General features: G+C 64.7%; 19 protein-coding genes and 2 tRNA genes. 13 read left to right on the top strand and 8 right to left on the bottom strand.

The genetic code is table 11. The features are described 5' to 3' along the window. Positions 1–60 precede the first annotated feature (60 nt). The gene (locus tag DVH29_RS11790) at positions 61–486 is read right to left on the bottom strand and encodes a winged helix DNA-binding protein (RefSeq protein ID WP_114646382.1); all 426 of its coding nucleotides are present in this window, start codon (positions 484–486) and stop codon (positions 61–63) included. A gap of 190 nt (positions 487–676) precedes the next feature. On the opposite strand from DVH29_RS11790, the gene DVH29_RS11785 reads away from it, so the two are divergent. From DVH29_RS11785 to DVH29_RS11755, 7 genes are all read left to right on the top strand, one after another. Next, entirely contained in the window at positions 677–1,489 is an 813-nt protein-coding gene (locus DVH29_RS11785) for a creatininase family protein (RefSeq protein WP_245944966.1), read from the top strand. Continuing rightward, entirely contained in the window at positions 1,486–2,388 is a 903-nt protein-coding gene (locus DVH29_RS11780; protein WP_114646380.1) for a LysR family transcriptional regulator, read from the top strand. Before DVH29_RS11785 ends, DVH29_RS11780 begins: the two co-directional genes overlap by 4 nt. Positions 2,389–2,391: 3 nt before the next feature. After that, a complete protein-coding gene (locus DVH29_RS16495) occupies positions 2,392–4,005 on the top strand; it encodes a HoxN/HupN/NixA family nickel/cobalt transporter (protein WP_114646379.1) in 1,614 nt (537 codons plus the stop codon). 132 nt (positions 4,006–4,137) lie between these two features. Further along, entirely contained in the window at positions 4,138–5,160 is a 1,023-nt protein-coding gene (gene hemH, locus DVH29_RS11770) for a ferrochelatase (RefSeq protein WP_114646378.1), read from the top strand. Positions 5,161–5,260: 100 nt separating this feature from the next. Further along, entirely contained in the window at positions 5,261–6,229 is a 969-nt protein-coding gene (locus DVH29_RS11765) for an SPFH domain-containing protein (RefSeq protein ID WP_114646377.1), read from the top strand. A gap of 3 nt (positions 6,230–6,232) precedes the next feature. Continuing rightward, positions 6,233–6,694, top strand: a complete 462-nt coding sequence (locus DVH29_RS11760) for an NfeD family protein (protein ID WP_114646376.1) — start codon at positions 6,233–6,235, stop codon at positions 6,692–6,694. 73 nt (positions 6,695–6,767) lie between these two features. Continuing rightward, positions 6,768–8,177: an outer membrane beta-barrel protein gene (locus tag DVH29_RS11755; RefSeq protein WP_114646375.1), complete on the top strand. Its 1,410-nt coding sequence runs from the start codon at positions 6,768–6,770 to the stop codon at positions 8,175–8,177. Here the strand turns inward: DVH29_RS11755 and galU are convergent. After that, positions 8,161–9,057 carry a UTP--glucose-1-phosphate uridylyltransferase GalU gene (gene galU, locus DVH29_RS11750; RefSeq protein WP_114646374.1) on the bottom strand — a complete coding sequence of 299 codons (897 nt, stop codon included), beginning with the start codon at positions 9,055–9,057 and terminating at the stop codon, positions 8,161–8,163. The genes DVH29_RS11755 and galU overlap by 17 nt on opposite strands. 106 nt (positions 9,058–9,163) lie before the next feature. Here galU and galE point away from each other — a divergent pair, with 106 nt between their 5' ends. After that, positions 9,164–10,162, top strand: coding sequence for a UDP-glucose 4-epimerase GalE (galE, locus tag DVH29_RS11745; RefSeq protein ID WP_114646373.1), 999 nt, complete (start codon positions 9,164–9,166; stop codon positions 10,160–10,162). After that, complete coding sequence (locus DVH29_RS11740) at positions 10,162–11,322, top strand: SGNH/GDSL hydrolase family protein (RefSeq protein ID WP_114646372.1); 1,161 nt, start codon at positions 10,162–10,164, stop codon at positions 11,320–11,322. The genes galE and DVH29_RS11740 overlap by 1 nt, the downstream gene beginning before the upstream one ends. 10 nt (positions 11,323–11,332) lie before the next feature. On the opposite strand, the gene DVH29_RS11735 is transcribed toward DVH29_RS11740, so the two are convergent. The 4 genes from DVH29_RS11735 to DVH29_RS11720 form a co-directional block, all read right to left on the bottom strand. Continuing rightward, positions 11,333–12,757: a glutamate synthase subunit beta gene (locus DVH29_RS11735; protein ID WP_114646371.1), complete on the bottom strand. Its 1,425-nt coding sequence runs from the start codon at positions 12,755–12,757 to the stop codon at positions 11,333–11,335. 11 nt (positions 12,758–12,768) lie between these two features. Continuing rightward, positions 12,769–17,484, bottom strand: coding sequence for a glutamate synthase large subunit (gene gltB, locus DVH29_RS11730; RefSeq protein WP_114646370.1), 4,716 nt, complete (start codon positions 17,482–17,484; stop codon positions 12,769–12,771). A 539-nt stretch (positions 17,485–18,023) separates the two neighbouring features. Then, positions 18,024–18,503 carry a DNA starvation/stationary phase protection protein Dps gene (dps, locus tag DVH29_RS11725; RefSeq protein ID WP_114646369.1) on the bottom strand — a complete coding sequence of 160 codons (480 nt, stop codon included), beginning with the start codon at positions 18,501–18,503 and terminating at the stop codon, positions 18,024–18,026. 114 nt (positions 18,504–18,617) lie between these two features. Beyond that, on the bottom strand, positions 18,618–19,076 hold the full coding sequence (locus tag DVH29_RS11720) for an Hsp20 family protein (RefSeq protein WP_114646368.1): 459 nt from the start codon (positions 19,074–19,076) through the stop codon (positions 18,618–18,620). Between the two features lie 390 nt (positions 19,077–19,466). On the opposite strand from DVH29_RS11720, the gene DVH29_RS11715 reads away from it, so the two are divergent. Further along, the gene (locus DVH29_RS11715) at positions 19,467–20,435 is read left to right on the top strand and encodes an alpha/beta fold hydrolase (RefSeq protein WP_114646367.1); all 969 of its coding nucleotides are present in this window, start codon (positions 19,467–19,469) and stop codon (positions 20,433–20,435) included. Between the two features lie 11 nt (positions 20,436–20,446). On the opposite strand, the gene hisN is transcribed toward DVH29_RS11715, so the two are convergent. After that, positions 20,447–21,262, bottom strand: coding sequence for a histidinol-phosphatase (gene hisN, locus DVH29_RS11710; RefSeq protein WP_114646366.1), 816 nt, complete (start codon positions 21,260–21,262; stop codon positions 20,447–20,449). Between the two features lie 303 nt (positions 21,263–21,565). Next, positions 21,566–22,477: an N-formylglutamate amidohydrolase gene (locus DVH29_RS11705; protein WP_114646365.1), complete on the bottom strand. Its 912-nt coding sequence runs from the start codon at positions 22,475–22,477 to the stop codon at positions 21,566–21,568. Positions 22,478–22,636: 159 nt separating this feature from the next. Here DVH29_RS11705 and cpdR point away from each other — a divergent pair, with 159 nt between their 5' ends. From cpdR to DVH29_RS11690, 3 genes are all read left to right on the top strand, one after another. After that, a complete protein-coding gene (gene cpdR, locus DVH29_RS11700; RefSeq protein ID WP_114646364.1) occupies positions 22,637–22,996 on the top strand; it encodes a cell cycle two-component system response regulator CpdR in 360 nt (119 codons plus the stop codon). A 104-nt stretch (positions 22,997–23,100) separates the two neighbouring features. Next, a tRNA-Val gene (locus DVH29_RS11695) sits at positions 23,101–23,175 on the top strand. A gap of 63 nt (positions 23,176–23,238) precedes the next feature. Then, a tRNA-Val gene (locus DVH29_RS11690) sits at positions 23,239–23,313 on the top strand. The last annotated feature ends 10 nt before the right edge of the window (positions 23,314–23,323 follow it).

Here is a 23,323-nt window from a genome sequence, read left to right as displayed (position 1 = left end):
TCGGCCTCCTTTGGCGGGACGGCAGAGCCTAGTCCGTCCATGGGCGAAAAATGGGCGAAATCAGAGGCGGAGCAATTGGGTGATGCGTTTCAGGCCCTTGCGCAGGTTCTTGTGACGCCTGGTGCCCAGATCCTCGGCCAGTGCCTCTTCCAGATGGACCCAATGCTCCTCGATGGCCTGGCGCATGGCCTGGCCCTGCTGGGAGAGGCGGGCGCCGGGCTCCATTTCCGGACCCACGGCCAACCGCAGCAACAGGCCCCGGTCCTCGAGCTTGGCAAGGCGCGCGGCCAGGTGATCGGGGTCGAGGCCGGTGAAGGCCGAGAGCGACTCCAATGCCGCGCCGCCCGGTTCGGCAAGGCCGAGGAGAACGGCATCGTCGCCCGCCTCAAGCCCGCGCGCCGCAAGCGGGGCGAGCAGGGCCTGCCGGGCCAGGTGGCCCGCCTCGATCAGGCGGTAAAGGGTCGAGCCGGCGGCGGACTTGGACATGGATATCGATCTAGCCAAATCCGGGCTCTCCGTCGAATCGCCTTTGGCGGGAAAGTTAACCGGGCGCACCATGGGCCCGCCTCCGGTGGTTGCAAAACCGATGGGAAATCAACTGTGCGGCCGGGCAAAAGGTTGCCCGAAAACGCGATCGGGGTCACAAGGGAAAATGTTTTGTGATGGAGCGTCCCTCTTGTCCCTGGTCAGGCTCGACGAAATCGATCAACTCGACGGCGTGAGCCTCGGGGCGCGCAGCATCGCGATCGTTCCGGTTGCCGCGACCGAGGCGCATGGGCCGCATTTGCCGGCTTCCACCGATTGCGACATCGCCGAGGGGCATCTGGGAGCGCTCGCCGCTTATCTGCCGGCGTCCATCGATGCCGTGGTCCTGCCGGTGCAACGCATCGGTGCGTCGCGCGAGCATCTGGAGTTCGCCGGGACCCGGAGCCGGGAAGAGGGCGATCTCATCGTCGATTGGTTCGCCATTGCGGCCAGTATCGCCGAGGCGGGTGGAAAGCGGGCGGTGTTCGTGTCGAGTCATGGGGGCAATTCGGCGGTGGTCGACAGCGTCATCCTCAAGGCGCGGGCGGAGCTTGGTATGCTGGCGGTGGGAACGGCCTGGCTGCGGTTCGGCCAGCCCGAGGGGCTGTTTTCGGATACCGAGCGGCGGCTGGGCATCCATGGGGGGGCGATAGAGACATCGCTGATGCTGCATTATGCGCCGCATCTGGTCGCCATGGAGCAGGCCGAAGATTTTGGGTCCGCCCTTGCGCAAATCGAGGCCGGCATGCACCATCTCAGCGCTTTCGGGCGGCATCGGTTCGGCTGGCTGAGTTCGGATCTCAATCCGGCCGGAGTGGTGGGAGATGCGCAAGCGGCCAGCGCCGGCAAGGGCGCCGCGCTCGCCGAGCATATTCTTACGAGCTTCGCGCAATTGCTCGAGGATGTCGAGCGGTTCGATCTCGACCGGCTGGCGGGGCGGGACAGGCAAGAGGGGCGGCAATGACCCAGGATCTGGCGCGTATCCGCGCTTTCGTTCAGGTGTTCGATGCGGGCGGGTTCTCCGCCGCGGCGCGTATTCACGGGCGCTCCAAGGCGCTGCTCTCAAAATATGTGACCGACCTCGAGGATTATCTCGGAGTGCGGCTGATGAACCGCACCACGCGCAAGCTGAGCCTGACCGAGGCCGGGGAGGCCTATTACCGCGAGGTGCGGGAAATCCTCAGCCAGCTCGACGATCTCGACGCGACCATCACCGACCAGAGCGCCGCGCCGCGCGGCATCCTGCGCGTCTCGGCACCGCGCAATTTCGGCGAGCGGACCCTGCTCGATCCCCTGTTCGAATTCACCCGCCAGCATCCGGACGTGACGCTCGACCTGCGGCTCGAGGATCGCATGGTCGACCTGGTCGAGGAGGGGATCGACGTGGCCCTGCGCATCTCGCGCATGCCCGACACCTCGCTGATCGCGCGCAAGATCGCCGAGACCTCGGTGGCCGTATGCGCGACGCCGGGGGTGATCCGCGCCTATGGGGCGCCCAAAACCCCCGAAGCGCTCAAGGGTGTGCCCTGCATCGTCGACACCAACATGACCGGACAGGCCAATTGGCAGTTCGTCGAGGATGGGCGCACGGTGACGGTGCATGTGGACGGGCCGGTCAAGGTCAACTCTCCGGTGGGGTCACTGGTGGCGGCACAAAAGGGCCTCGGTTTCGCGCTATTGCCCAGCTTCCTCTCCGATTCGGCCATAAGCAAAGGGGAACTGGTGCCCGTCCTGACCGATTTCCTGCCCCAACGTCCCTTCCTGCAGGCGGTCTATCCGCATCGCCGGCATTTGTCGGGCAAGGTGCGGGCCCTGATCGATTTCCTCGTCGAGTGGTTCGAAACCAATTCGGTCAACACATAAGCGATGATCAACACGGTTTTCAGGGCGCTTTGCCGATTGGTGCTGGGCGCGGCGGCGCTTGCGGGCGCAGCCGGGGCGGCCGGGGCGCATCCCCATGTGTGGATCGACGCGGCGGGCGAAGTGCTGTTCGAGGGCGGCGCCATCGTCGGCATGCGCCACCATTGGACGTTTGACCAGTATTTCTCCGCCTGGGCCATCCAGGGACTGGATGCGGATGGCGACGGGGTACTGACCCCCGAGGAACTGCAGCCGCTGGCCGAGGAAAATATCGAGGGGCTGGACTATTATTCCTACTACACCTTCGCCGACCCGGAGGGTTTTGACGGCCATGCGGCGGTGGCGGGCGCGCGCGATCCGTCCATGGTCTATGCCGATGGACGGGTGACGCTGAGCTTCACCATGGGCTTTGCCGAGCCGCAGTGGGTCAATGAGGTCTATGACATCGAGGTGGGCGATCCGGAATATTACGCCGCCTTCACGTTTCCGGGCGCCGAATCGGTGACGCTGCAAGGGGCGCCCGAAAGTTGTTCGGTGATCGCCAAGGAACCGCTGCCCATCGATCCCAAACTCGAGGAACGGCTGTGGATGCTGGGGCCGGAGGTTACCGTGCTGCCCGAGGATTTGCGGCAGGCGGCGCGCGATCTCGCCAATCTGGTGACCATCACCTGCGAGGGAACGGTTCCGGTGACGGCGCTGGATGCGATCGAGACGGTAACGACCCAGCGCCCGCCCACGCCCTTCGCCGCGCCGCCGGCGGAAACCTCGCTGGTGCCGACCCAGGGCGGGTTTTTCGGCTGGATCGCGGCGCAGCAGCGCGGGTTCTATCGCGCCATGACCGACGCGCTGGGCGCCCTGCGTACCGATGGCAACGCCTTCTGGGTTCTGGGTGGGCTGAGCTTTCTCTATGGCGTCTTCCATGCGGCCGGCCCGGGGCATGGCAAGGTGGTGATCTCCTCCTATGTGCTGGCCAGCGAGCGGCAATTGCGGCGGGGAATCGTTCTGAGCTTTCTCTCGGCCATGATGCAGGCGGTGGTTGCCGTGGCCTTCATCCTCGTGGCCGCGGGGCTGCTGCGCCTGACGTCGATGGCGATGAGCGCGGCCGCCTGGTGGATGGAGATTATTTCCTACGCCATGGTGGCCTTGCTCGGCGCCTGGCTGGCCAGCCGGAAAATCCTGTCTCCCCGCGGCCATCACCACGGGCACGCCCATGGTCATGGCTATCATGATCATGACCACCACCATCATGATGATCACGGCCATGACCATGCCTGTGACCATCACATGGTGCGGCCCGAGCAGACCTCGGGCAATTGGCGCGAATCCCTGGGGGTTGTGCTGACGGTGGGCATGCGGCCATGCTCGGGGGCGCTGGTGGTGCTGGTCTTTGCCCTCAGCCAGAACCTCCTCGCTGCGGGGATTCTTGCGACCTTCCTCATGGGGCTGGGCACGGCGATCACCGTTTCGGCCCTCGCTTCTTTGGCCGTGGCCCTCAAGGGGGGCGCCATGCGGCTCAGCGGCGGGGGAGCGGCGGCGGGCATAGTGCTGTGGTGGATGGAACTGGCCGGGGCGCTCCTGGTCATGGCTTTCGGCCTGATCCTGCTCTTCGCCGCGCTCTAGGAGGGGGTTCGGTCCATATTCTGCTGGGCAAATGGCCGCATAATGGCGCGCAAGTGTTGCCCCTCGCTCCATTGAGGTTATTGTGCGCGCCAAGAAAAAGCCCTGCCTCACATCCCGTATTCCAGGATCAAGATGAACGCTCCCCTGCCTTCCGATCATCCGACCATCAAGCCGAGAAAGGTCGGGGTCCTGCTGCTCAATCTGGGCACGCCCGATGCGACCGACTATTGGAGCGTCAGGCGCTATCTCAAGGAATTCCTTTCCGATCCGCGCGTCATCGAGACGCCGAAATGGAAGTGGTGGCCGATCCTCAACCTGGGCATCCTTTCGTTCCGGCCGCAGGCGACCGGGGCCAATTATGCGCTTATCTGGGACAAGGAGCGCAATGAAAGCCCCTTGCGCGTGATCACGCGCAGCCAGGCGGAAAAGCTCGGGGCGGCGCTGGCCGGAGACGGCATCGCGGTGGAGTGGGGCATGCGCTACGGCAATCCTTCGACCCGCAGCGCCATCGATTCGCTCATTGCGCAGGGCTGCGACAAAATCCTGCTGTTCCCGCTCTATCCGCAATATTCGGCGACCACCACGGCAACGGCCAACGATCAGGCTTTCAGGGCGCTGCAGAAAATCCGCTGGCAGCCGGCGGTGCGCACGGTCCCGGCTTATTTCGAGCAGGACGTCTATGTCGAGACCCTGGCGCGCTCGATCCGCGAAGGGGTGGAAAAGCTCGATTTCACCCCCGATCTGGTGATCACCTCCTATCACGGCATGCCGCTCGAATATCTCCAGAAAGGCGATCCCTATCACTGCCAGTGCCATAAGACGACGCGGCTGGTGCGCGAAAGGCTCGGCTGGGCCGAGGACCGGATGATGGTGACGTTCCAGAGTCGGTTCGGCCCCACGCAATGGCTCGAGCCCTATACCGACGTGACGCTCAAATCCCTGCCGGGCAAGGGCATCAAGAAGGTCGCCATCCTGGCGCCGGCCTTTTCGGCCGACTGCATCGAGACCCTCGAGGAGATCGCCATCGGCGGCCGCGAGGAATTTCTGCAGGCCGGGGGCGAGCACTATGCCTATATCCCCTGCCTCAACGATACCGATGACGGCATGGCGATGCTCGAGGACATCGTGCGCCGGGAACTCGGCGGCTGGCTGTAGAGACCGGTTCTCCCGCATCCGCAAAACCGTTGTCACCCGCCCCTGTCGCCCGTAATCTGCTCCCAGTTCGGCAGGGGCCGACTCATCACGAGGACGAAACATGCTGGACGGGTTGTCAATCGTTTTGATCGTTATCGGCGTTCTGGCCGTGCTGGTGCTGCTGGCCGGGTTCAAGACCGTGCCGCAGGGCTATAATTTCACCGTCGAGCGGTTCGGCAAATATACGCGGACCCTGGCGCCCGGCCTCAATCTGATCGTGCCCTTCATCGACGGCATCGGGCGCAAGCTCAACATGATGGAGCAGGTGCTCGACGTGCCGCACCAGGAGGTGATCACCCGCGACAACGCGTCGATCACCGCCAATGGGGTGACCTTCTACCAGGTGCTCGATGCGCCGGCCGCGGCTTATGAGGTCGCCAATCTCGAACAGGCGGTGCTCAACCTCACCATGACCAATATCCGCTCGGTCATGGGATCGATGGATCTCGACGAATTGCTCAGCCATCGCGACGAGATCAACACTCGCATCCTCAAGGTGGTGGATGCCGCCGTGGCGCCCTGGGGCGTCAAGATCACCCGCATCGAGATCAAGGACATCGACCCGCCCAAGGATCTGGTCGACGCCATGGGCCGGCAGATGAAGGCCGAGCGCGACCGCCGGGCCGCGATCCTCGAGGCGGAGGGCAAGCGGCAGTCGCAGATCCTCAAGGCCGAGGGCGAAAAACAGGCGCAGGTTCTGGAGGCCGAAGGCCGGAGGGAAGCGGCGTTCCGCGACGCCGAGGCGCGCGAACGTTCGGCGGAAGCCGAAGCCAAGGCGACCCAGATGGTGTCCGAGGCCATCGCCAAGGGCGACGTGCAGGCCATCAACTATTTCGTCGCCAACAATTACGTCAAGGCGCTGGAAAAGATCGCCTCGGCGCCCAACCAGAAGGTGCTGATGCTGCCGGTCGAGGCGGCCAATGTCATCGGGGCGCTGGGCGGGGTGGCGGAAATCGCCCGGGAGGCGTTCGGCGGGGAAGCGCCGCGCCGGTCATCGACCCGCCCGCCGGCGACGACCCGCGAGGAATAGGCGATGGATCTGATCGCGCTGATTGCCGAAAACGCCCCCTGGGCCTGGATCATTCTGGGGCTGGCCCTGCTGGCCCTCGAATTGCTGGTGCCCGGCGTGTTCATGGTCTGGCTGGGCGGAGCGGCCATCCTCACCGGGCTGACCGTGTTGCAGGTCGGCATCGGCTGGCCCCTGCAATGGGGCTTGTTCGGCGTGCTCTCTCTGGCCCTGGTTGCTGGCTGGCTGGCGTATTCGCGCTATCGCGACGCCAATGCGCCCCAGGGCACCGAGCCGCAGCTCAATGCGCGGACGACGCGGCTTCTGGGCCGCGAAAGCGTACTGATCGAGCCGATCAGCGACGGGGTGGGGCGGATTCGCGTGGACGATACGGTGTGGCGGGTTTCGGGTCCCGAACTGCCGGAAGGGACCACGGTGCGGATCACCGGCGCGCGCGGCGCGGTGCTGGAGGTCGAACCGGTCCGGTAAAAGCGCCTTCGGTAAGGCTTTGTTAACCTTAAATTGAAAGCCTTGGCGCGCAACGTTCCGGATTCGCCCAGCCGTGCTTCGCCCCGCGCATATCTTCGCTGTTCTGTGCCTGGCCGGGACCGGGAGCGCGGGCTTTGCCGCCCTCGCCCTGGCGCAGGGAGAGGGATCGGGCACCGACAATCCCGACCTCCTGCGCGGTTCCTATGCGGCCGGCTGCGCGCCGGGTACGCTGTGCGATTTTCCCCAGGTCGACCTGTTCGCCCCGCCCATTGTCCGGCCCATGCCGCTGCCGGCGGCGCCTGCCGTCGCCCCAGCCCCGCTTTTGCCCCCGGTCGCGGCGATGCCGGCGACCCTTCCGATGCTCCCCATCGAAGCGGGCGCCATCCAGCCGCGAACCGAGTGGGAGGGGGCCTACGCCCTCGGGCTGCGGGGGGCTTATGTACGGACCGGGTCGGAAGAGCGGTTCGAGCTTCTGGCCATTCCGCAGATTTCCTTTTCGCGCGCTGCGGCGGCGACGCGGTACGATTTCGATGCCAATGCCACGATCGTCGCGCCCGACAGCAGCGATATGCGGCTGGGTGGGGCGGGGGTCTCGGGCACTATCGAGCACCGGCTGGCGCCGGGTGCCGCGCTGGTCTTCAACGCCGATCTGGACATAGAGCAGGATGCGCCCGACGGGCTGGGCGTGGATGAAGCCAATGTCGCGCAGGCGCCGACCACGCTATCCGGCGGGGTATCGGCCGCCTATGGCCAGCGCTTCGGGCAATTCGACCTTACCCTGTCGGCCGGGCTCTCCAACCGCTGGATGGAGCCGACCCTGCTTGCCGATGGCACGATGCGGGACAATGCGTACCGGAGCGCCCTCGCCTATGAGGGCGGCCTGCGCCTCGGCTATGCGGCTACCCCGATCCTGGGCACCTTCGTTTCGGGGGAGATCGGTCGCGAGGATTATCTGGCCGCCGATCCCGACCTCCTCGCTTCGCGCTCGGGCATGGTTGCGAGCCTCCGGGCGGGGGTTACCGGGAACTGGTCGGACGTGATCACCGCCGAAGCGTCGATCGGGACGAGCTGGCGCGATTACGACAGCCCGCTGGTCCGCGACGCGCAGGCCTGGCTCTATGGGGTGTCGCTGGGCTTTGCGCCCACGTCGACGACGCAATTCACCGCCGGGTTCGAGACCGAACTTGCGGCCGGCAGCGGGGCTTCGGGGGCCGATGCGGTCTATCTTGCCAGCCTTGCGGCCCATCACCGGATCAATCCCTGGCTGGCCTTGCGGGCCAGCGCCTCGGCGCAGTGGGATGTGCCGGTGGATGGCTCGGCCACCGCGCGGACCTATGGCGCGGGGCTGGGAACCGAGCTTGCGATCGGCCCGCATGCCAGCGCCGAGTTCGACTATGGCTATGGCTGGCGCGACGATGGCGATCCGGCCGCGCCGCCTCGCGACGAGCACCGGATCAGCGGCGGCGTCACTCTTCGATACTGATGGGGATTTCCCCGGTCAGTTCGCGCAATTCGGCCATGAAGGCCTCGGCGATATCGGAGCGGTCGAGGGCGAACACCACATTGGCGGTCAAAAAGCCGATCTTGGAGCCGCAGTCGAAGGAGCGTCCGTCATATTTGACGCCGGTGAAGCTCTGCATGTCCATGAGCTGCTGCATGGCGTCGGTGATCTGGATTTCCCCGCCGGCGCCCGCCGTCTGCTCGGAGAGCAGCGCGAAGATTTCCGGCTGGAGGATATAGCGGCCGGAAATGATGAGGTTGGATGGCGCGTCCGCCGGCTTGGGCTTTTCCACCATACCGGTGATCTCGAAGCTCTTATCGTCGCCCTTGCCGCGCGCGACGACGCCATAGGAGGAGACTTCGGACGGGTCGACCTCTTCGACGGCGATGACATTGCCGCCGGTCTGCTCATAGGCATCCATCATCTGCTTGAGGACGCCGGGCTCGGATTTGAAGATCATGTCGGGCAAGAGGAGCGCAAAGGGTTCGCGGCCCACGATGTCGCGGGCGCACCATACGGCATGGCCGAGGCCGAGCGGCTCCTGCTGCCGGGTGAAGCTGGTCTGGCCGGCCTTGGGCAGGTCGCGGCGCAATTGCTCCAGCGCTTCATGCTTGCCGCGGGTTTCGAGCGTGGTTTCGAGCTCGAACTGGCGGTCGAAATGGTCTTCGATGACGCCCTTGTTGCGGCCGGTGACGAAGACGAAATGTTCGATTCCAGCCTCACGGGCTTCATCGACGGCGTATTGGATGACGGGCCTGTCGACGACCGTCAGCATCTCCTTGGGCATGGCCTTGGTGGCGGGCAAAAAGCGCGTCCCCAGACCGGCGACGGGGAAAACTGCTGTACGGACTCTGCGCGTCACGTCTTACTCCTTGAAACTATTGCTCAATAGACTAACACAAATTCAACAGCCCGATGCAAGCATGGGCATGTGACAGATCGGCATAATGCCGGAAAGAGGAAACATCATGGGCGTACTCGTTACCGGCGGCGCGGGGTATATCGGCTCGCATATGGTTCTCAATCTGGCCGATGCCGGCGAAACGGTGGTGGTGCTCGACAATCTGGTGACGGGTTTCGAGTGGCTTGTGGACCACCGGGTGCACTTCGTCAAAGGCAATGTCGCCGATGCCGATCTCGTTGCGAAGGTAATCGGGGATCATGACATCGATGCGGTGATCCATTTCGCCGGATCGGTGGTGGTGCCCGAATCCGTGGACAATCCCCTGAAATATTATCGCAACAACACGGCGGCGACGCGGGACCTGATCGAGACCTGCGTCAAGGGCGGGGTCAAGCATTTCATCTTCTCCTCGACCGCGGCGGTCTATGGCATGGTGGGGCTCGAGCCGGTGTCCGAGGATGCGGTGCTCCATCCGGTCTCGCCCTATGGCAAGTCCAAGCTGATGACCGAATGGATGCTGGCCGACGTGGCGGCGGCGCATCCCATGACCTGCGGGGTGCTGCGCTATTTCAACGTGGCGGGGGCCGATCCCCAGATGCGGGCCGGGCAATCGACGGCCGGGGCGACGCATCTGATCAAGGTGGCGGTGCAGACGGCGCTGGGCCACCGCGACAAGATGAGCGTGTTCGGCGACGATTACCCGACCCCGGACGGCACCTGCGTGCGCGATTATATCCATGTCGCCGACCTGGTTTCGGCCCATGCGCTCCTGCTCGACCATCTGCGCAAGGGCGGGGAAAGCACGACGATGAATTGCGGCTATGGGCGCGGCTTCTCGGTGGATGAGGTGGTCTCGACCGTCAAGGCCGTGACGGGCATCGATTTCGCCGTCGAGCACGGGCCGCGCCGCCCGGGCGATCCCGCCTCCATCGTCGCCAGCGCCGACCGGATCAAGGCGCTGGGCTGGACGCCCCGCTATGACGATCTGGCCGGAATCGTCGAAATGGCGTATCGTTGGGAGAAATATCTCGACACCCGAAACGACAGGCCCTCGATCTATTGATGCGTTCCCTGGCTGCCCGTCTGGTGCTGGTTCTCGTGGTGCTGGCGCTCTCGGTATCGCTGGCCGCCGCACAGGATCGCTCGAGCCGGACGCTGTTCGAATTCCTGTTCGGCAGCCAGAACGAGCAAAGCCAGCCGGCGCCGCAACCGGCGCCCCAGCCGCAACCCCAGGCTCCGCGCCCCGCGCCGGCACCTGCTCCAAGCCCTGCGCCATCGGTACAGCCCGCGACCCAGACGGCGGACAAGGCCGAAACTGCGCAGCGGGTCGCCGTGTTCGGCGATTCCCTCGGGGTGGACCTGGCCCGGGCGCTCGAGCGGCTCTATAGCGACAACCGCGACATTCGCATTCTCGACGAGGCGGTGGGGTCGTCTGGGTTCGTGCGCGACGACTTCTTCGACTGGAACGCGGCGATCGGGCGGGAAATCGCTGCCGACAGCTTCGACGTGGCGGTGATCGCGATCGGGATCAACGACCGGCAGGCGCTGGGCGGTGCCGAGGCTTTGTCCGATCGATGGCGCGAGGCCTATCGGGCGCGGATCGACGGCTTCCTCTCGGCGCTCAACGATGCGGGCAAGGGGATCGTCTGGATCGAACTGCCCCCCATGCAGCAGCCGAGCTATGGCGCGGCGATGGCGCAGATCTCCTCGATCCACAAGGCCGCGGTCGCGGCAGCGCGGGGGGAGTGGGTCGAAACCTATGAGCGCTATCTGGGCGAGGACGGGCGCTACAGCGCCGATGGGCCTGATCTCAACGGCAATATCGCCACCATGCGCAAGGGCGACGGCATCCATTTTTCGGCGCAGGGCGCCGACAAGCTGGCCTTCTATGTCGATCGCGCGCTGGCGGCGGGAAGCGGGGGCACGCGGGTCAGCCTCTCGGGCAGCACCGTGGAGGTCGCCGACCTTCTGGCGGGAACTGACGCGGCGGGCATGATCCGGCCGCCCTATCAAGGGCTCGAACAGATGCGTCTGGTCGAGATGGCCAGCATCATCCAGGATCTGGGCGCCGCGGCGCAAAGGGCCGGCGACCTGATCGTTGCAGGGGCGCAGACGGCGGGGACGCAGAGCTTTGCGCTGACCGACATGCTCGACCCGCCACCGGGCCGCATCGACGCCTTCGGGGCCCTGCCCCGGGTGATCGAAAACCCCCGGGGCCGGTAAGCGCTCTGGGTCAGCGGGGCAGTGTCGTCTCCCCCATCAGGTCGAGATCGATGGCGCGGGCCGCCTGGCGGCCTTCGCGAATGGCCCAGACGACGAGGGACTGGCCGCGGCGCATGTCGCCGGCCGCGTAAAGGCCTTCGACGGAGGTCTTGTAGCTGAAGGTGTCGGCGAGGACATTGCCCCTCCTGTCGAGCCTGGCTCCCGATTGCTCCAGCATGCCCTCATGGACGGGATGGGCAAAGCCGATGGCCATGAGCACCAGGTCGGCCGGCAGCAGGAAATCGCTGCCCGGCAGGGGGTGGCGGTCCGTACCCACGCGGGCGCATTTGACGCCTGCGACGTGGCCGCGCTCATCGGCGACGATCTCGATGGTGCCGGCCTGGAACTCGCGATTGGCGCCTTCTGCCTGGGAGGACGAGGTGCGCAGCTTGATCGCCCAATTGGGCCAGGAGGTGAGCTTGTCTTCCTTGATTGGCGGCTGGGGACGGATGTCGAGCTGGGTGACCGAGACGGCGCCCTGGCGGAAGGCGGTGCCCACGCAGTCCGAAGCGGTGTCGCCGCCTCCGATGACCACCACATGCTTGCCGGCGGCGAGAATGGGCTCCTCGGTGACCGATTCGCCGCCATTGCGGCGGTTCTGCTGCACCAGATAGGGCATGGCATAGTGGACGCCGGCATGGTCGCTGCCCTCGCAGCCCGGATGGCGCGGAAATTCCGCACCGCCGCAGAGAAGCACCGCGTCGTGACGCTCCTGCAACTCGGCTAGGGGCCGGGAAACCCCGATATTCTCGCCGAAATGGAACACGACGCCCTCGGCCTCCATCTGGGCCTGGCGGAAGTCGATATGGTGCTTTTCCATCTTGAAGTCGGGAATGCCGTAGCGCAGCAGGCCGCCGGCCCGGGGCTCGCGTTCATAGACGTGGACCGCGTGCCCGACGCGTGCCAGTTGCTGGGCCGCGGCCAGCCCGGCCGGGCCGGACCCGACGATGGCGATCGACTTTCCGGTCTTGTGGGCGGCGATCTGCGGACGCACCAGTCCGACCCGGATCGCCTTGTCGGCGATGGCCTGCTCGACGGTCTTGATGGCCACCGGACTGTCCTCGAGGTTCAGCGTGCAGGCTTCCTCGCACGGGGCGGGGCAGATGCGGCCGGTGAATTCGGGGAAATTGTTGGTCGAGTGGAGATCGCGCGCCGCCGCTTCCCAATCGTCCTGGTAGACCAGGTCGTTCCAGTCGGGGATCTGGTTGTGGACCGGGCAGCCCTTGTCGGAATGACAATAGGGAATGCCGCAATCCATGCAACGCGCGGCCTGCTTGCGCACCTCCGGCTCGGTGAGCGGAAGGGTGAACTCGCGATGATGCCTGACGCGGTCCGAAGCGGGTTCGTAACGCTGTTCCTGGCGGTCGATTTCAAGAAAGCCTGTGACCTTGCCCATTCGCTTTCCCCTTATTCCGTCGCGGCAGGACGCGCCCTGCCCGTTTTCAGAGCTTCCATTTCCTGCATGGCGCGGCGGTATTCGACTGGCATGACCTTGACGAATTTGGGCCGGTACTCCTCCCAATGGTCGAGGATGGTCCGGGCGCGGTCCGAGCCAGTATAGTGCAGGTGGTTCGAGATGAGCTGATAGAGACGTTCGTCGTCGTGCCCGGTCATGTCGCCGGAGACGTCGACGCGGCCATGCCATTCGAGATCGCCGCCATGGTGGTGGATCTTGCGCATCAGCTCTTCTTCCTCGGTCACCGGTTCGAGATCGACCATGGCGAGGTTGCAGCGGGAGCGGAAGGTTTCGTCCTCATCGAGCACATAGGCGACGCCCCCCGACATGCCGGCGGCGAAGTTGCGCCCGGTCTGGCCGATGACCACGCAAACGCCCCCGGTCATGTATTCGCAGCCGTGGTCGCCGGTGCCCTCGACCACCGCGATGGCGCCGGAATTGCGCACGGCGAAGCGTTCGCCGGCAACGCCGCGGAAATAGCACTCGCCGGCAATGGCACCGTAAAGCACCGTGTTGCCCACGATCATCGAATTTTCCGGAATGGTGCGGGTCTTGTCCGAGGGCCGGATGACGATGCGGCCGCCCGAAAGGCCTTTGCCGACATAGTCATTGGCGTCCCCGATGAGGTCGAAGCTGATCCCTTTGGCGAGGAAGGCGCCGAAACTCTGCCCCGCCGTGCCGCGGAAGGTGACCGATATGGTGTCCTCGGCCAGGCCCTTGTGCCCATGGGCCTTGGCCACCTCGCCCGACAGCATGGCGCCGGTCGAGCGGTTGAGCGAGCGGATCGGCATGTCCAGTTGCACCGGCTGCCGGGTGTCGATGGCGTCGCGGGCTGCCGCGATGAGCTGGCGATCGAGCACGGCCTCCAGATGGTGGTCCTGGCGCTCGGTGTGATGGATGGCATCGCCGCCCAGGGGCTCGGGCTTGAAAAACAGGCGGCTGAAATCGAGGCCCCTGGCTTTCCAGTGGCTGTCCAGCCGCTTCTGGCGCAGCAGGTCGGAGCGGCCGACGATCTCGTTGAGCGAACGTGCGCCGAGTCCGGCCATCAGGTTGCGCAGTTCCTCGGCGACGAAGAAGAAATAATTGATGACATGTTCGGGCGTGCCCTTGAAGCGCTTGCGCAGCACCGGGTCCTGGGTGGCGACGCCGACCGGGCAGGTGTTGAGATGGCATTTGCGCATCATGATGCAGCCTGCCGCGATCAGCGGCGCGGTGGCGAAGCCGAATTCGTCGGCCCCCAGCAAGGCGCCGACGAGCACGTCCCGCCCGGTGCGGAAGCCGCCATCGACCTGCAGGGCGACGCGCGAGCGCAGGCGGTTGAGGACGAGGGTCTGGTGCGTTTCGGCGAGGCCGATTTCCCACGGGCCGCCCGCATGCTTGAGGGAGGTGAGGGGCGCAGCCCCTGTACCGCCGTCATAGCCCGAAATGGTGATGTGGTCGGCCCGCGCCTTGGCGACGCCCGCCGCCACCGTGCCCACGCCCATCTCGGAGACGAGCTTGACCGAGATATCGGCCTCGGGATTGACGTTCTTCAAATCGTAGATGAGCTGGGCCAGATCCTCGATGGAATAGATATCGTGGTGGGGCGGCGGGGAAATGAGGCCGACGCCGGGGGTCGAATGGCGGGTCTTGGCCACGACCCAATCGACCTTGTGGCCGGGAAGCTGCCCGCCCTCGCCGGGCTTGGCGCCCTGGGCCACCTTGATCTGCAGCATGTCGGCATTGACCAGATATTCGGTGGTCACCCCGAAACGGCCCGAGGCGATCTGCTTGATGGCCGAACGCTGAGGGTTCATGGTTCCATCGGGAAGCGGCCGGAAGCGGTCGGGGTCTTCCCCGCCTTCGCCGGTATTGGACTTGCCGCCGATCCGGTTCATGGCCATGGCAAGGGTGGTGTGGGCCTCGCGCGAGATCGAGCCGAAGCTCATGGCACCGGTCGAAAACCGCCGCACGATAGCCTCGGCCGGTTCGACTTCGGAGATATCGACCGGATCGCCGAGCGGGCGGATGTCGAACAGCGAGCGGATGCTCAGGTGCCGTTCGTTCTCGCCATTGGCGGCGTGGGAAAAGGCATCATAGCGCGCCTGCGCGCTTTCGGGGCTTTCGTCCCTGGTGCGGACGGCGTGCTGGAGATCGACGATGATGTCGGCGTTCCAGGCGTGGTCCTCGCCGCGCTTGCGGTAGGCGTATTCGCCGCCGATCTCGAGCGCCTTGCGCAGCACCATGTCGTCGGAAAAGGCCAGCTTGTGGCGGCGCAGGCTTTCTTCGGCCACCTCGCGCAGGCCGATGCCTTCGATGGCGGTGGCGGTGCCGAAAAAGAAGCGTTCGACAAATTCGGAGGAGAGGCCGACCGCATCGAAGATCTGCGCGCCGCAATAGGATTGATAGGTGGAGATGCCCATCTTGGACATCACCTTGAGCAGGCCCTTGCCCACCGACTTGATATAACGGTGCACCACTTCATTGGCGTCGACCTCCTCGGGGAACTCGCCCTCGGCATGGAGCGAGGCGAGGACTTCGAAGGCGAGATAGGGGTTGATCGCCTCGGCGCCATAGCCGGCAAGCATCGCGAAATGGTGGATTTCGCGCGCTTCACCGGTTTCCACCACCAGCCCGGTCGAGGTGCGCAGCCCCTTGCGGATCAGGTGGTTGTGGACAGCCGAGAGGGCGAGCAGGGTCGGGATGTCGAGGCGCTGCGCCGAAACGAGGCGGTCGGAAAGGATGATGATGTTATAGCCGTTGCGCACGGCGTTTTCGGCCCGTTCGCACAATTGATCGAGCGCCGCCTGCATGCCCTCGCCGCCCCGTTCGACGGGATAGGTGATGTCGAGGGTCGCGGTATGGAACTGGTTGTCGGCCATGTCGCCGAGGGCGCGGATCTTTTCCAGGTCCTCATTGGTAAGGATGGGCTGGCGCACTTCGAGGCGCTTGGTGGTTGACAGCCCCTCGAGATCGAACAGATTGGGCCGGGGCCCGATGAAGGAGACCAGGCTCATCACCGATTCCTCGCGGATCGGGTCGATGGGCGGGTTGGTGACCTGGGCGAAGTTCTGCTTGAAATAGGTATAGAGCAGCTTGGGCTTGTCCGACAGCGCCGAGAGGGGGGTATCGGTGCCCATGGACCCCACGGCTTCCTGCCCGGTGATCGCCATGGGCGCCATCAGCAGCCTGATGTCTTCCTGGGTGTAGCCGAACACCTGCAGCCTATCGAGCAGGGCGTCGGTGGGTTCGGGCGCCTTGGGGGCCGTCTCGGGCAGTTCCTCGAGCACGATCTGGCTCCTGGCCAGCCATTTCGCGTAAGGATTGCCGGTGGCGAGGGTCTTCTTGATCTCGGCGTCCGAAACGATGCGCCCCTCTTCGAGGTCGATGAACAGCATCTTGCCCGGTTGCAGGCGCCAGCGCTCGACCACATCTTCCTCGGGGATATCGAGCACGCCCGATTCCGAGGCGAGGACCACATGGCCTTCGCGGGTGACGATATAGCGCGCGGGCCGCAGGCCATTGCGGTCGAGGGTCGCCACTACATAGCGGCCGTCGCACATCGCCATGGCGGCCGGACCGTCCCAGGGCTCCATCAGGGCGGCATGGTATTCGTAAAAGGCCCGCCGATCCTCGTCCATCAGCGTGTTGCCGGCCCAGGCTTCGGGCACCAGCATCATGGCGGCATGGGGCAGGGGATAGCCGCCGCGCACCAAGAATTCGAGCGCATTGTCGAAGCAGGCGGTGTCGGACTGGCCTTCATAGGAGATCGGCCAGATCTTGGAAATCTCGCTGCCGAAATTCTCCGAGGCGACCGAGGCCTGGCGGGCCGCCATCCAGTTGACGTTGCCGCGGATAGTGTTGATCTCCCCGTTGTGGATGGTCATCCGATAGGGATGGGCCAGCTTCCAGGAGGGGAAGGTGTTGGTGGAAAAACGCTGATGCACGAGGGCGATGGCGCTTTCGAAATCGGGGTCGCCCAGATCGGGATAGAACTTGCCGAGCTGGTCGGCTAGGAACATGCCCTTGTAGACGATGGTGCGGGCCGACATGGAAACGATGTAGAAGCCGTTGTCGTCCTGAACCTCGGGGATTTCACCATAGACGGTGTTGGAGATCACCTTGCGCACGATCAGAAGTCTGCGCTCGAAGGCGTCGACGTCCTCGACCCCCTCGGGGCGGGCGACGAATAGCTGCTCGATGATCGGCTGGGTGGCGATCACCCCTTGCGAGAGGGCGGAATTGTCGAAGGGCACGCGGCGTTCGCCAAGAATGGCGAGGCCCTCGGCCTCGATGGTCCGGCGCATCAGCTCGGCGCAGCGGTCGCGCAGTCCGTCATTGGGATAGAACACCATGATGGGGGCGTAATGGCCGGGTTCGGGCAGATCGAAATCGACGACCTTCTCGAAAAAGGCGTGGGGAATCTGGAGGAGGATGCCCGCGCCGTCGCCCATGAGCGGATCGGCGCCTACCGCGCCGCGGTGCTCCAGGTTCTCGAGGATCTCGAGGCCCTTCTGCACCACTTCGTGGCTCTTGCGGTTCTTGATGTTGACGATCATGCCGATGCCGCAGGCATCATGCTCATGGGCCGGGTCGTATAGGCCCTGGGGTTTTTCTGGCCGTCCGGTCGTTGTGGTGGCCGCCGCCGGTGCAGCCGTATCGATCCAGTTCAGGTCCAGTTCGCCCATTTCCAGGTCCTCGCCAATATGGGCGGGCCGGGGAAGCCCGCCATTCGTGCAGGTCGCCCGTGCGAAGCATGCAGCGACGGCTGCAGGCTCGGATGAGCAGACCGGTTCTTTCCTATGGAGCGGCACTGCATCCAAATGGCCACTCAAAATCAATCCGCGCTGCGGATCATCCAACCCTGCCGCCTCGCAGGACGAGGGACGGGCGGTGACGCGGGTCCGGGCCGGGAGACGGCTGCGCCCGCGATTTGGGTTCGGGAGCCGCACCCGGTTCGATGCGACCGGCGCTCCCAGCAATTTAAGCCGCGCTTCCCAGCGGCGAAAGCGGCATCCCGCTTGTCATCGATGAGATGAGTTGTGACTGATTATGCGGCAAATGTCAATAAGAGACAGCAATGCTGCCCTAAAAATATGCACAACACGGCATTTCCGTCCTCTTTTGGGGCGATCAGGTCCGGTTTTTGAGGACAGGCAGTCCAAAACAAAGAGGCGCCCCGCGATGTGCGGGACGCCCCTTTTTCGAGAGAGACCGAAAACCGGATTTATTCGAGATGGGATTTGATGAACCAGAGATTCTTGTCGAGATCGCGCGAGAGGGCGGTGAGGATATCGGCCGCGTCGGCGTCGCCGGCTTCGTCGGTGGCGTCGATGTCCTCGCGGACCTTGTTGGCCAGCGTGGCATAGCGCTTGGCCAGTTCGGTCAGATGGTCCTTGGTCTTGCGGATATCGGTGGGATAGGCGGCAAGGGAGGTCTGCTTGGCGATGATCTGGGAGGTGCCGAGCGCAATCCCGTCCAGCTGGGCCACACGCTCGGCGATGGTGTCGACATGGGTGTCGAGCGCGGCGCGCATGGGATCGAGCATTTCATGGACGGCGATGAAGTCGGGGCCCTTGAGATTCCAATGGGCCTGCTTGGTGATCAGCGCCAGGTCGATGGCGTCGGCGAGGCGGGCGTTGAGGATGTCGATCACCACCTTGCGGGCGTTGTCGTCCTTGCCGAGGGAAATCGAGGGAATGGCCATAATGAAAATCCTTTTTGCTGTGACAGCTAGCGAGCGGACAATTGCCGAGCCGGCCGGACGGTTCCGCTGGAATCAAAAAGACGCGGCCCCAATGGGGCCGCGCCATAGGCATGCTTAGTTGACCGTCTTGTCTTCGATGGTCTGGGTCGTGCCGGACTTGATCTCGATCTGGCGCGGACGCTTGGATTCGGGAAGCTCGCGCTTGAGGTCGATATGGAGCAGGCCGTTTTCGATCGCAGCGCCGGAAACCTCTACATGGTCGGCAAGCTGGAAGCGCAGCTCGAAGGCGCGCTCGGCGATGCCGCGATGGAGGAATTCGCGCTGCTTGTCATTGGCGCTGTTGTCGCGGGCACCCTTGACCTGAAGGCTGTTTTCCTTGGTCTCGATCGCAATGTCGCCGGACGAGAACCCGGCCACCGCAATGGTGATGCGGTAGGCGTCGTCGCCGGTGCGTTCGATATTGTAGGGCGGGTAGCTCTTGGCGTCTTCGGCAACCAGGTTGTCGAGGCGCGAAAACAGGCGGTCAAAGCCGACGGTCGAGCGATAGAAGGGGGAAAAATCGTAGCGTTGCATTTTCAAGTTCTCCTGGCATTGAGCAAGAACGTTTGATCAGTGCTGCCTGCCATGGCTCCCTGAGGCGGCGAGCGGTCGGCGGGCGGCGTCCCCGGATCATCCGGCGGACAGCCATTAGGTAGGAAGCCGTTTTCGCCCTTCAAGGGGTTTGGAATCAACAAGCGGGCGCGGCCAACGGCACCTGAATTGAATCTGAACGGCGCCATCGGCTCGCGTTCAGGTGGCTGGCCATAGAAAGGGGCATGTGGCCCCGGAGACGGGGTCATAAACAGCGCAGACGCCGTTCACCGCCCCCCGCAATGGCGTCTGCGCCTCCCCCTCCCCCGCTTTCCCATCACCGCCCGTCTGGGCTATCCTTGCGGCAACGCCAAGGAGAGCGCACACGTGAACATGGCCGCCACCATCTCCGAACCCAGCCTGGTTCATCTCGACTCCAATCCCGTCCCATCGGGCGCGCGGGCGGGGTTTTTCACCACCAGCGACAAGGTGCGGCTGCGCTATGCCCTGTTTCCCCGCACGAGCGAAGCGGCGCGGGGCACGGTGGTCCTGGTGCAGGGGCGGACGGAATTCATCGAGAAATATTTCGAGACCATTGCCGACTTTCAGAAGCGGGGCTTTGCCGTCGCGACCTACGATCTGCGCGGGCAGGGGGGCTCGGACCGGCTGATCGGCAATCCTCGGCTGGGCTATGTCGAGCATTTCGACGATTACTGGACCGATCTGAGGGATTTCCATGCGGGGATCGTCTTGCCGGATTGCCCGCCCCCCTATTACCTCGTCGGCCATTCGACGGGCGGGCTGATCGGGCTTCTGGCGGCGACGCGCGACCGGCTGATGTTCGACCGGGTGTTTCTGTCCTCCCCCATGATCGGGCTGCCGGGCCTGCCCCTGTCGCTCAAATGGAGCGCGCGGGTGGTCAACGCCCTGCGCTATCTCGGGCTGTCACGCCTGCCGATCGGGCGCGGCGCCGATATGAGCCCGGCCAACATGGCCTTTGCCGGCAATCCGCTGACCCGGGACGAGGTGCGGTTCGGGCGCATATCGGTGGTGCTGGCGGCGCGGCCGGACCTCATGGTGGGCCTGCCAACCCTGGGCTGGATCGGGTCGGCGCTGAGTGCCATGGTGAGGGCCAATGCGGATGGTTTTCCCGCCACCCTCAAAATTCCCGTCTTCATCTGCGCCGCGGCGCTCGACCGCGTGGTGGCGACCGCCGCCACCGAGGCGCTGGGCGTGCGGCTCAAGGCCGGCCACCACGTGGTGATCGCCGGTGCCCGGCATGAGTTGTTCATGGAGACCGACGCCGTGCGCGAACAGGTGCTGGCCGCCTTCGACGCCTTCGTGACCGAACAGTCCGATTGAGCCGCAGGCGGTCAGCGCAGCATGGCGTCGGAGAGAATCTTCATGGCCTGCTCGTGCAATTGGGGCGTGGCTGCCGCGACGCAGGTGCCCCCTTGCTCGGCGCGCTCGCCGTTCCAGGTGGACACCACCCCGCCGGCCGCCTCGATGATCGGGACCAGCGGCGCGATATCGACATTTTTCAATCCAGCCTCGACGACGAGATCGAGATGGCCGCTGGCGAGCAGGCAATAGGCATAGCAATCGAGCCCGTAGCGGGTGACCAGCACTTCGCGGCACAGGGCATCCCAGCCTTCGAGATGGGCCCCGGAAAAATGCTCCGGAGACGTGGTGCTGGCGCGGGCCTGCGCCAATTCGGTGACCCCGCTGGCCCGGGCCGGGAACGGGGTGCCGTGCCGGGTGGCCGTGAGCTGGCCGTCGACGGCCAGCCAGCGTTCGCCGCTATGGGGCTGTTCCATGAGGCCGGCGATGGCGCGGCCGTTCTCGGTCAGCCCGACAAGCGTGCCCCATACGGGGACGCCGGTGATGAAGGCGCGGGTGCCGTCGATGGGATCGACGATCCAGCAATAGGGGCTGGCGGTGGATTTGGCATCCCATTCCTCCCCGATGATCGAATGGTCTGGAAAGGCGGCGGCGATGGTGGCGCGGATGGCGGTCTCGGCGTCGCGGTCGGCGGCGGTCACCGGATCGAAGCCCTTGTCGAGCTTGTTATCCACAGACAATTGCGTACGGAACATGGCCAGGGTGATCGGGCGTGCGGCATCGGCGCAGGCGCCCAGGGTCTGGGCGATCCGGATTGGCTCCAGGGGCCCGGATGACGGATTTGTCATGAAGATCCAGTTTGTTGCGCGAAAAGAGGGTTCATCTGCAGGGAAGGGCCGGTTTGGCCAAATATCCTAACAAAAGGTTTAAGAAAGTGATTCCTTTTTGCAACAGGACTGTCCCATTGCAAAACCGGGCGCGTGCTCAGGGTTGCGCCGAAGGGAAAAAAGGTTCAAGCACAATATTGCATGATGGATTGGTGGTTCTTGCAGCGGATTTCCGTTTCTGAACTGCCAATGTTTCCTCCCTTGACTTGGGCCGCTTTGTGCGGCCCACTCTTTTCTCCCCCAGCTTTCCGGATCGTTCAGGGCTCATTCCGCCGCGTGTGGGGTGCGGGCCAGGGCAATGGCGTCGAAGCGCACCAGCGCGGCGAGCAGCGTCTCGGCCAATTGCTGCATGAGCGGGAACCCGCGATGTTTTTGCAGGGTCAGTTCGTGCATGTAGAGGTGGCGGGAAAATTCGATCTGTATGGCATGAATGCCATATTGCGGCCGGCCATAGGCCCGTGTGGTGTGCCCGCCCGCATAGGGCCGGTTGCGGGCCACGTTGAGCCCGGCGGCGGCGAAGACGGTTTCGACCGTATCCATCAGCACCGGCGCGCAGGTGGTGCCGTAGCGATCGCCCAGCACCACGTCGGGGACCGAGCGGTCATTGCCGCGATTGAGGCGCGGCATGGAGTGGCAATCGATGAGGATGGCGACGCCGAAGCGGGAGAGGGTCTCGCTCAAAAGGGTCTGCAGGGTCTTGTGATAGGGCTTGTAGATGCCTTCGATCCGCATCAGCGCGTCCTCGAGAGTGAGCGCTTCGCGATAGATGGGGCGGTTTTCCGAAACGATGCGGGCGATGGTGCCCAGTCCCGCAGCGATACGCGGCGAAGAGGTGTTGAAATGCTCGGGCAGGGGATCGCGGAACATGCGCGGATCGAGTTCGTAGGGCTCGCGGTTGACGTCGAGATAGGCGCGGGGAAAATTGGCGCGCAGCAGCGGCAGGCCCATATGCGGGGCGCGGGCGAAGATCTCGTCCACCCAGGCATCTTCCGAATGGCGGATCACGGTTTCGTCGAGGCGGGAGAGCTTGAGGAAGCGGTCGGGATAGTCGCGCCCCGAATGGGGGGAGTTGACCACGATGGGAGCGACCTGACGCCGGGGGCGTATCGTCTCGAAAGCCGGTCTGTCGTGATAGTCTGACTGCACGTATCGCTCCGGGCGCGGGGCCGCTGGCATGGAGCGTATAATTTGCATGGCCGGGCCGGGAATGTCCACATGCGCGGAGTGCCGCAGACGCGAATGTGAGTGTTGCGCCCCGGGCTGGATTGGTAAAAAGTTGCGAATCACGGAGCCCTGCGGCAGGCACCTGGGATCGAGCGACGAGGGTCACGACATATGAACCGGATTTTGCTGGCTGAAGACGATGCCGACATGCGCGGGTTTCTCACCCGGGCGCTGAAAAATGCCGGTTACGACGTGGTGGCTTTCGACAATGGCAGATCGGCCTATGAGCGGCTGCGCGAAGAGCCCTTCACCCTGCTGCTGTCCGATATCGTGATGCCGGAAATGGACGGGATCGAACTGGCGCGGCGGGCCACCGAGCTCGATCCGGACCTCAAGGTGATGTTCATCACCGGCTTTGCGGCGGTCGCGCTCAATCCCGACAGCGAGGCGCCGAAGGGCGCTTCGGTGCTCTCCAAGCCGTTCCATCTGCGCGAACTGGTCGGCGAGGTCGAACGGCTTCTAGCGGCCTGATCCCGGCCGTCACAAATCGGAGAAACCCTATTGACCCCGGCGGGCGATTGTGGTGTATCCGCCCTGCGCGACGTCTTGTGGCATCGCGCGCTCCAGGAGAATATGGGCGTATAGCTCAGCGGGAGAGCACTACGTTGACATCGTAGGGGTCACTGGTTCAATCCCAGTTACGCCCACCATTCTCTCCTGGTCCTCCCTGGTGGAGGCAGGCTTCGGCGCAGCCCAACGCGGCCAGGCCAGACGGGTGTATAGCTCAGCGGGAGAGCACTGCCTTCACACGGCAGGGGTCACTGGTTCAATCCCAGTTACACCCACCATCTAACCCCT

The sequence above is a fragment of the Pelagibacterium lacus genome (genome assembly GCF_003345525.1).
In the GTDB taxonomy this organism is placed as follows: domain Bacteria; phylum Pseudomonadota; class Alphaproteobacteria; order Rhizobiales; family Devosiaceae; genus Pelagibacterium; species Pelagibacterium lacus.
The sequence above is the reverse complement of the archived record's forward strand: the minus strand, read 5'-3'. Positions and strand labels throughout refer to the sequence as shown.

What these genes read in the sequence shown, in the direction of transcription:
- DVH29_RS11790 (WP_114646382.1), bottom strand. Translation starts at nt 486, where the DNA reads ATGTCCAAGTCCGCCGCCGGCTCGACCCTTTACCGCCTGATCGAGGCG.
- DVH29_RS11780 (WP_114646380.1), top strand. Translation starts at nt 1,486, where the DNA reads ATGACCCAGGATCTGGCGCGTATCCGCGCTTTCGTTCAGGTGTTCGAT.
- DVH29_RS16495 (WP_114646379.1), top strand. Translation starts at nt 2,392, where the DNA reads ATGATCAACACGGTTTTCAGGGCGCTTTGCCGATTGGTGCTGGGCGCG.
- hemH (WP_114646378.1), top strand. Translation starts at nt 4,138, where the DNA reads ATGAACGCTCCCCTGCCTTCCGATCATCCGACCATCAAGCCGAGAAAG.
- DVH29_RS11765 (WP_114646377.1), top strand. Translation starts at nt 5,261, where the DNA reads ATGCTGGACGGGTTGTCAATCGTTTTGATCGTTATCGGCGTTCTGGCC.
- DVH29_RS11760 (WP_114646376.1), top strand. Translation starts at nt 6,233, where the DNA reads ATGGATCTGATCGCGCTGATTGCCGAAAACGCCCCCTGGGCCTGGATC.
- galE (WP_114646373.1), top strand. Translation starts at nt 9,164, where the DNA reads ATGGGCGTACTCGTTACCGGCGGCGCGGGGTATATCGGCTCGCATATG.
- DVH29_RS11740 (WP_114646372.1), top strand. Translation starts at nt 10,162, where the DNA reads ATGCGTTCCCTGGCTGCCCGTCTGGTGCTGGTTCTCGTGGTGCTGGCG.
- DVH29_RS11735 (WP_114646371.1), bottom strand. Translation starts at nt 12,757, where the DNA reads ATGGGCAAGGTCACAGGCTTTCTTGAAATCGACCGCCAGGAACAGCGT.
- gltB (WP_114646370.1), bottom strand. Translation starts at nt 17,484, where the DNA reads ATGGGCGAACTGGACCTGAACTGGATCGATACGGCTGCACCGGCGGCG.
- dps (WP_114646369.1), bottom strand. Translation starts at nt 18,503, where the DNA reads ATGGCCATTCCCTCGATTTCCCTCGGCAAGGACGACAACGCCCGCAAG.
- DVH29_RS11720 (WP_114646368.1), bottom strand. Translation starts at nt 19,076, where the DNA reads ATGCAACGCTACGATTTTTCCCCCTTCTATCGCTCGACCGTCGGCTTT.
- DVH29_RS11715 (WP_114646367.1), top strand. Translation starts at nt 19,467, where the DNA reads ATGGCCGCCACCATCTCCGAACCCAGCCTGGTTCATCTCGACTCCAAT.
- hisN (WP_114646366.1), bottom strand. Translation starts at nt 21,262, where the DNA reads ATGACAAATCCGTCATCCGGGCCCCTGGAGCCAATCCGGATCGCCCAG.
- DVH29_RS11705 (WP_114646365.1), bottom strand. Translation starts at nt 22,477, where the DNA reads ATGCCAGCGGCCCCGCGCCCGGAGCGATACGTGCAGTCAGACTATCAC.
- cpdR (WP_114646364.1), top strand. Translation starts at nt 22,637, where the DNA reads ATGAACCGGATTTTGCTGGCTGAAGACGATGCCGACATGCGCGGGTTT.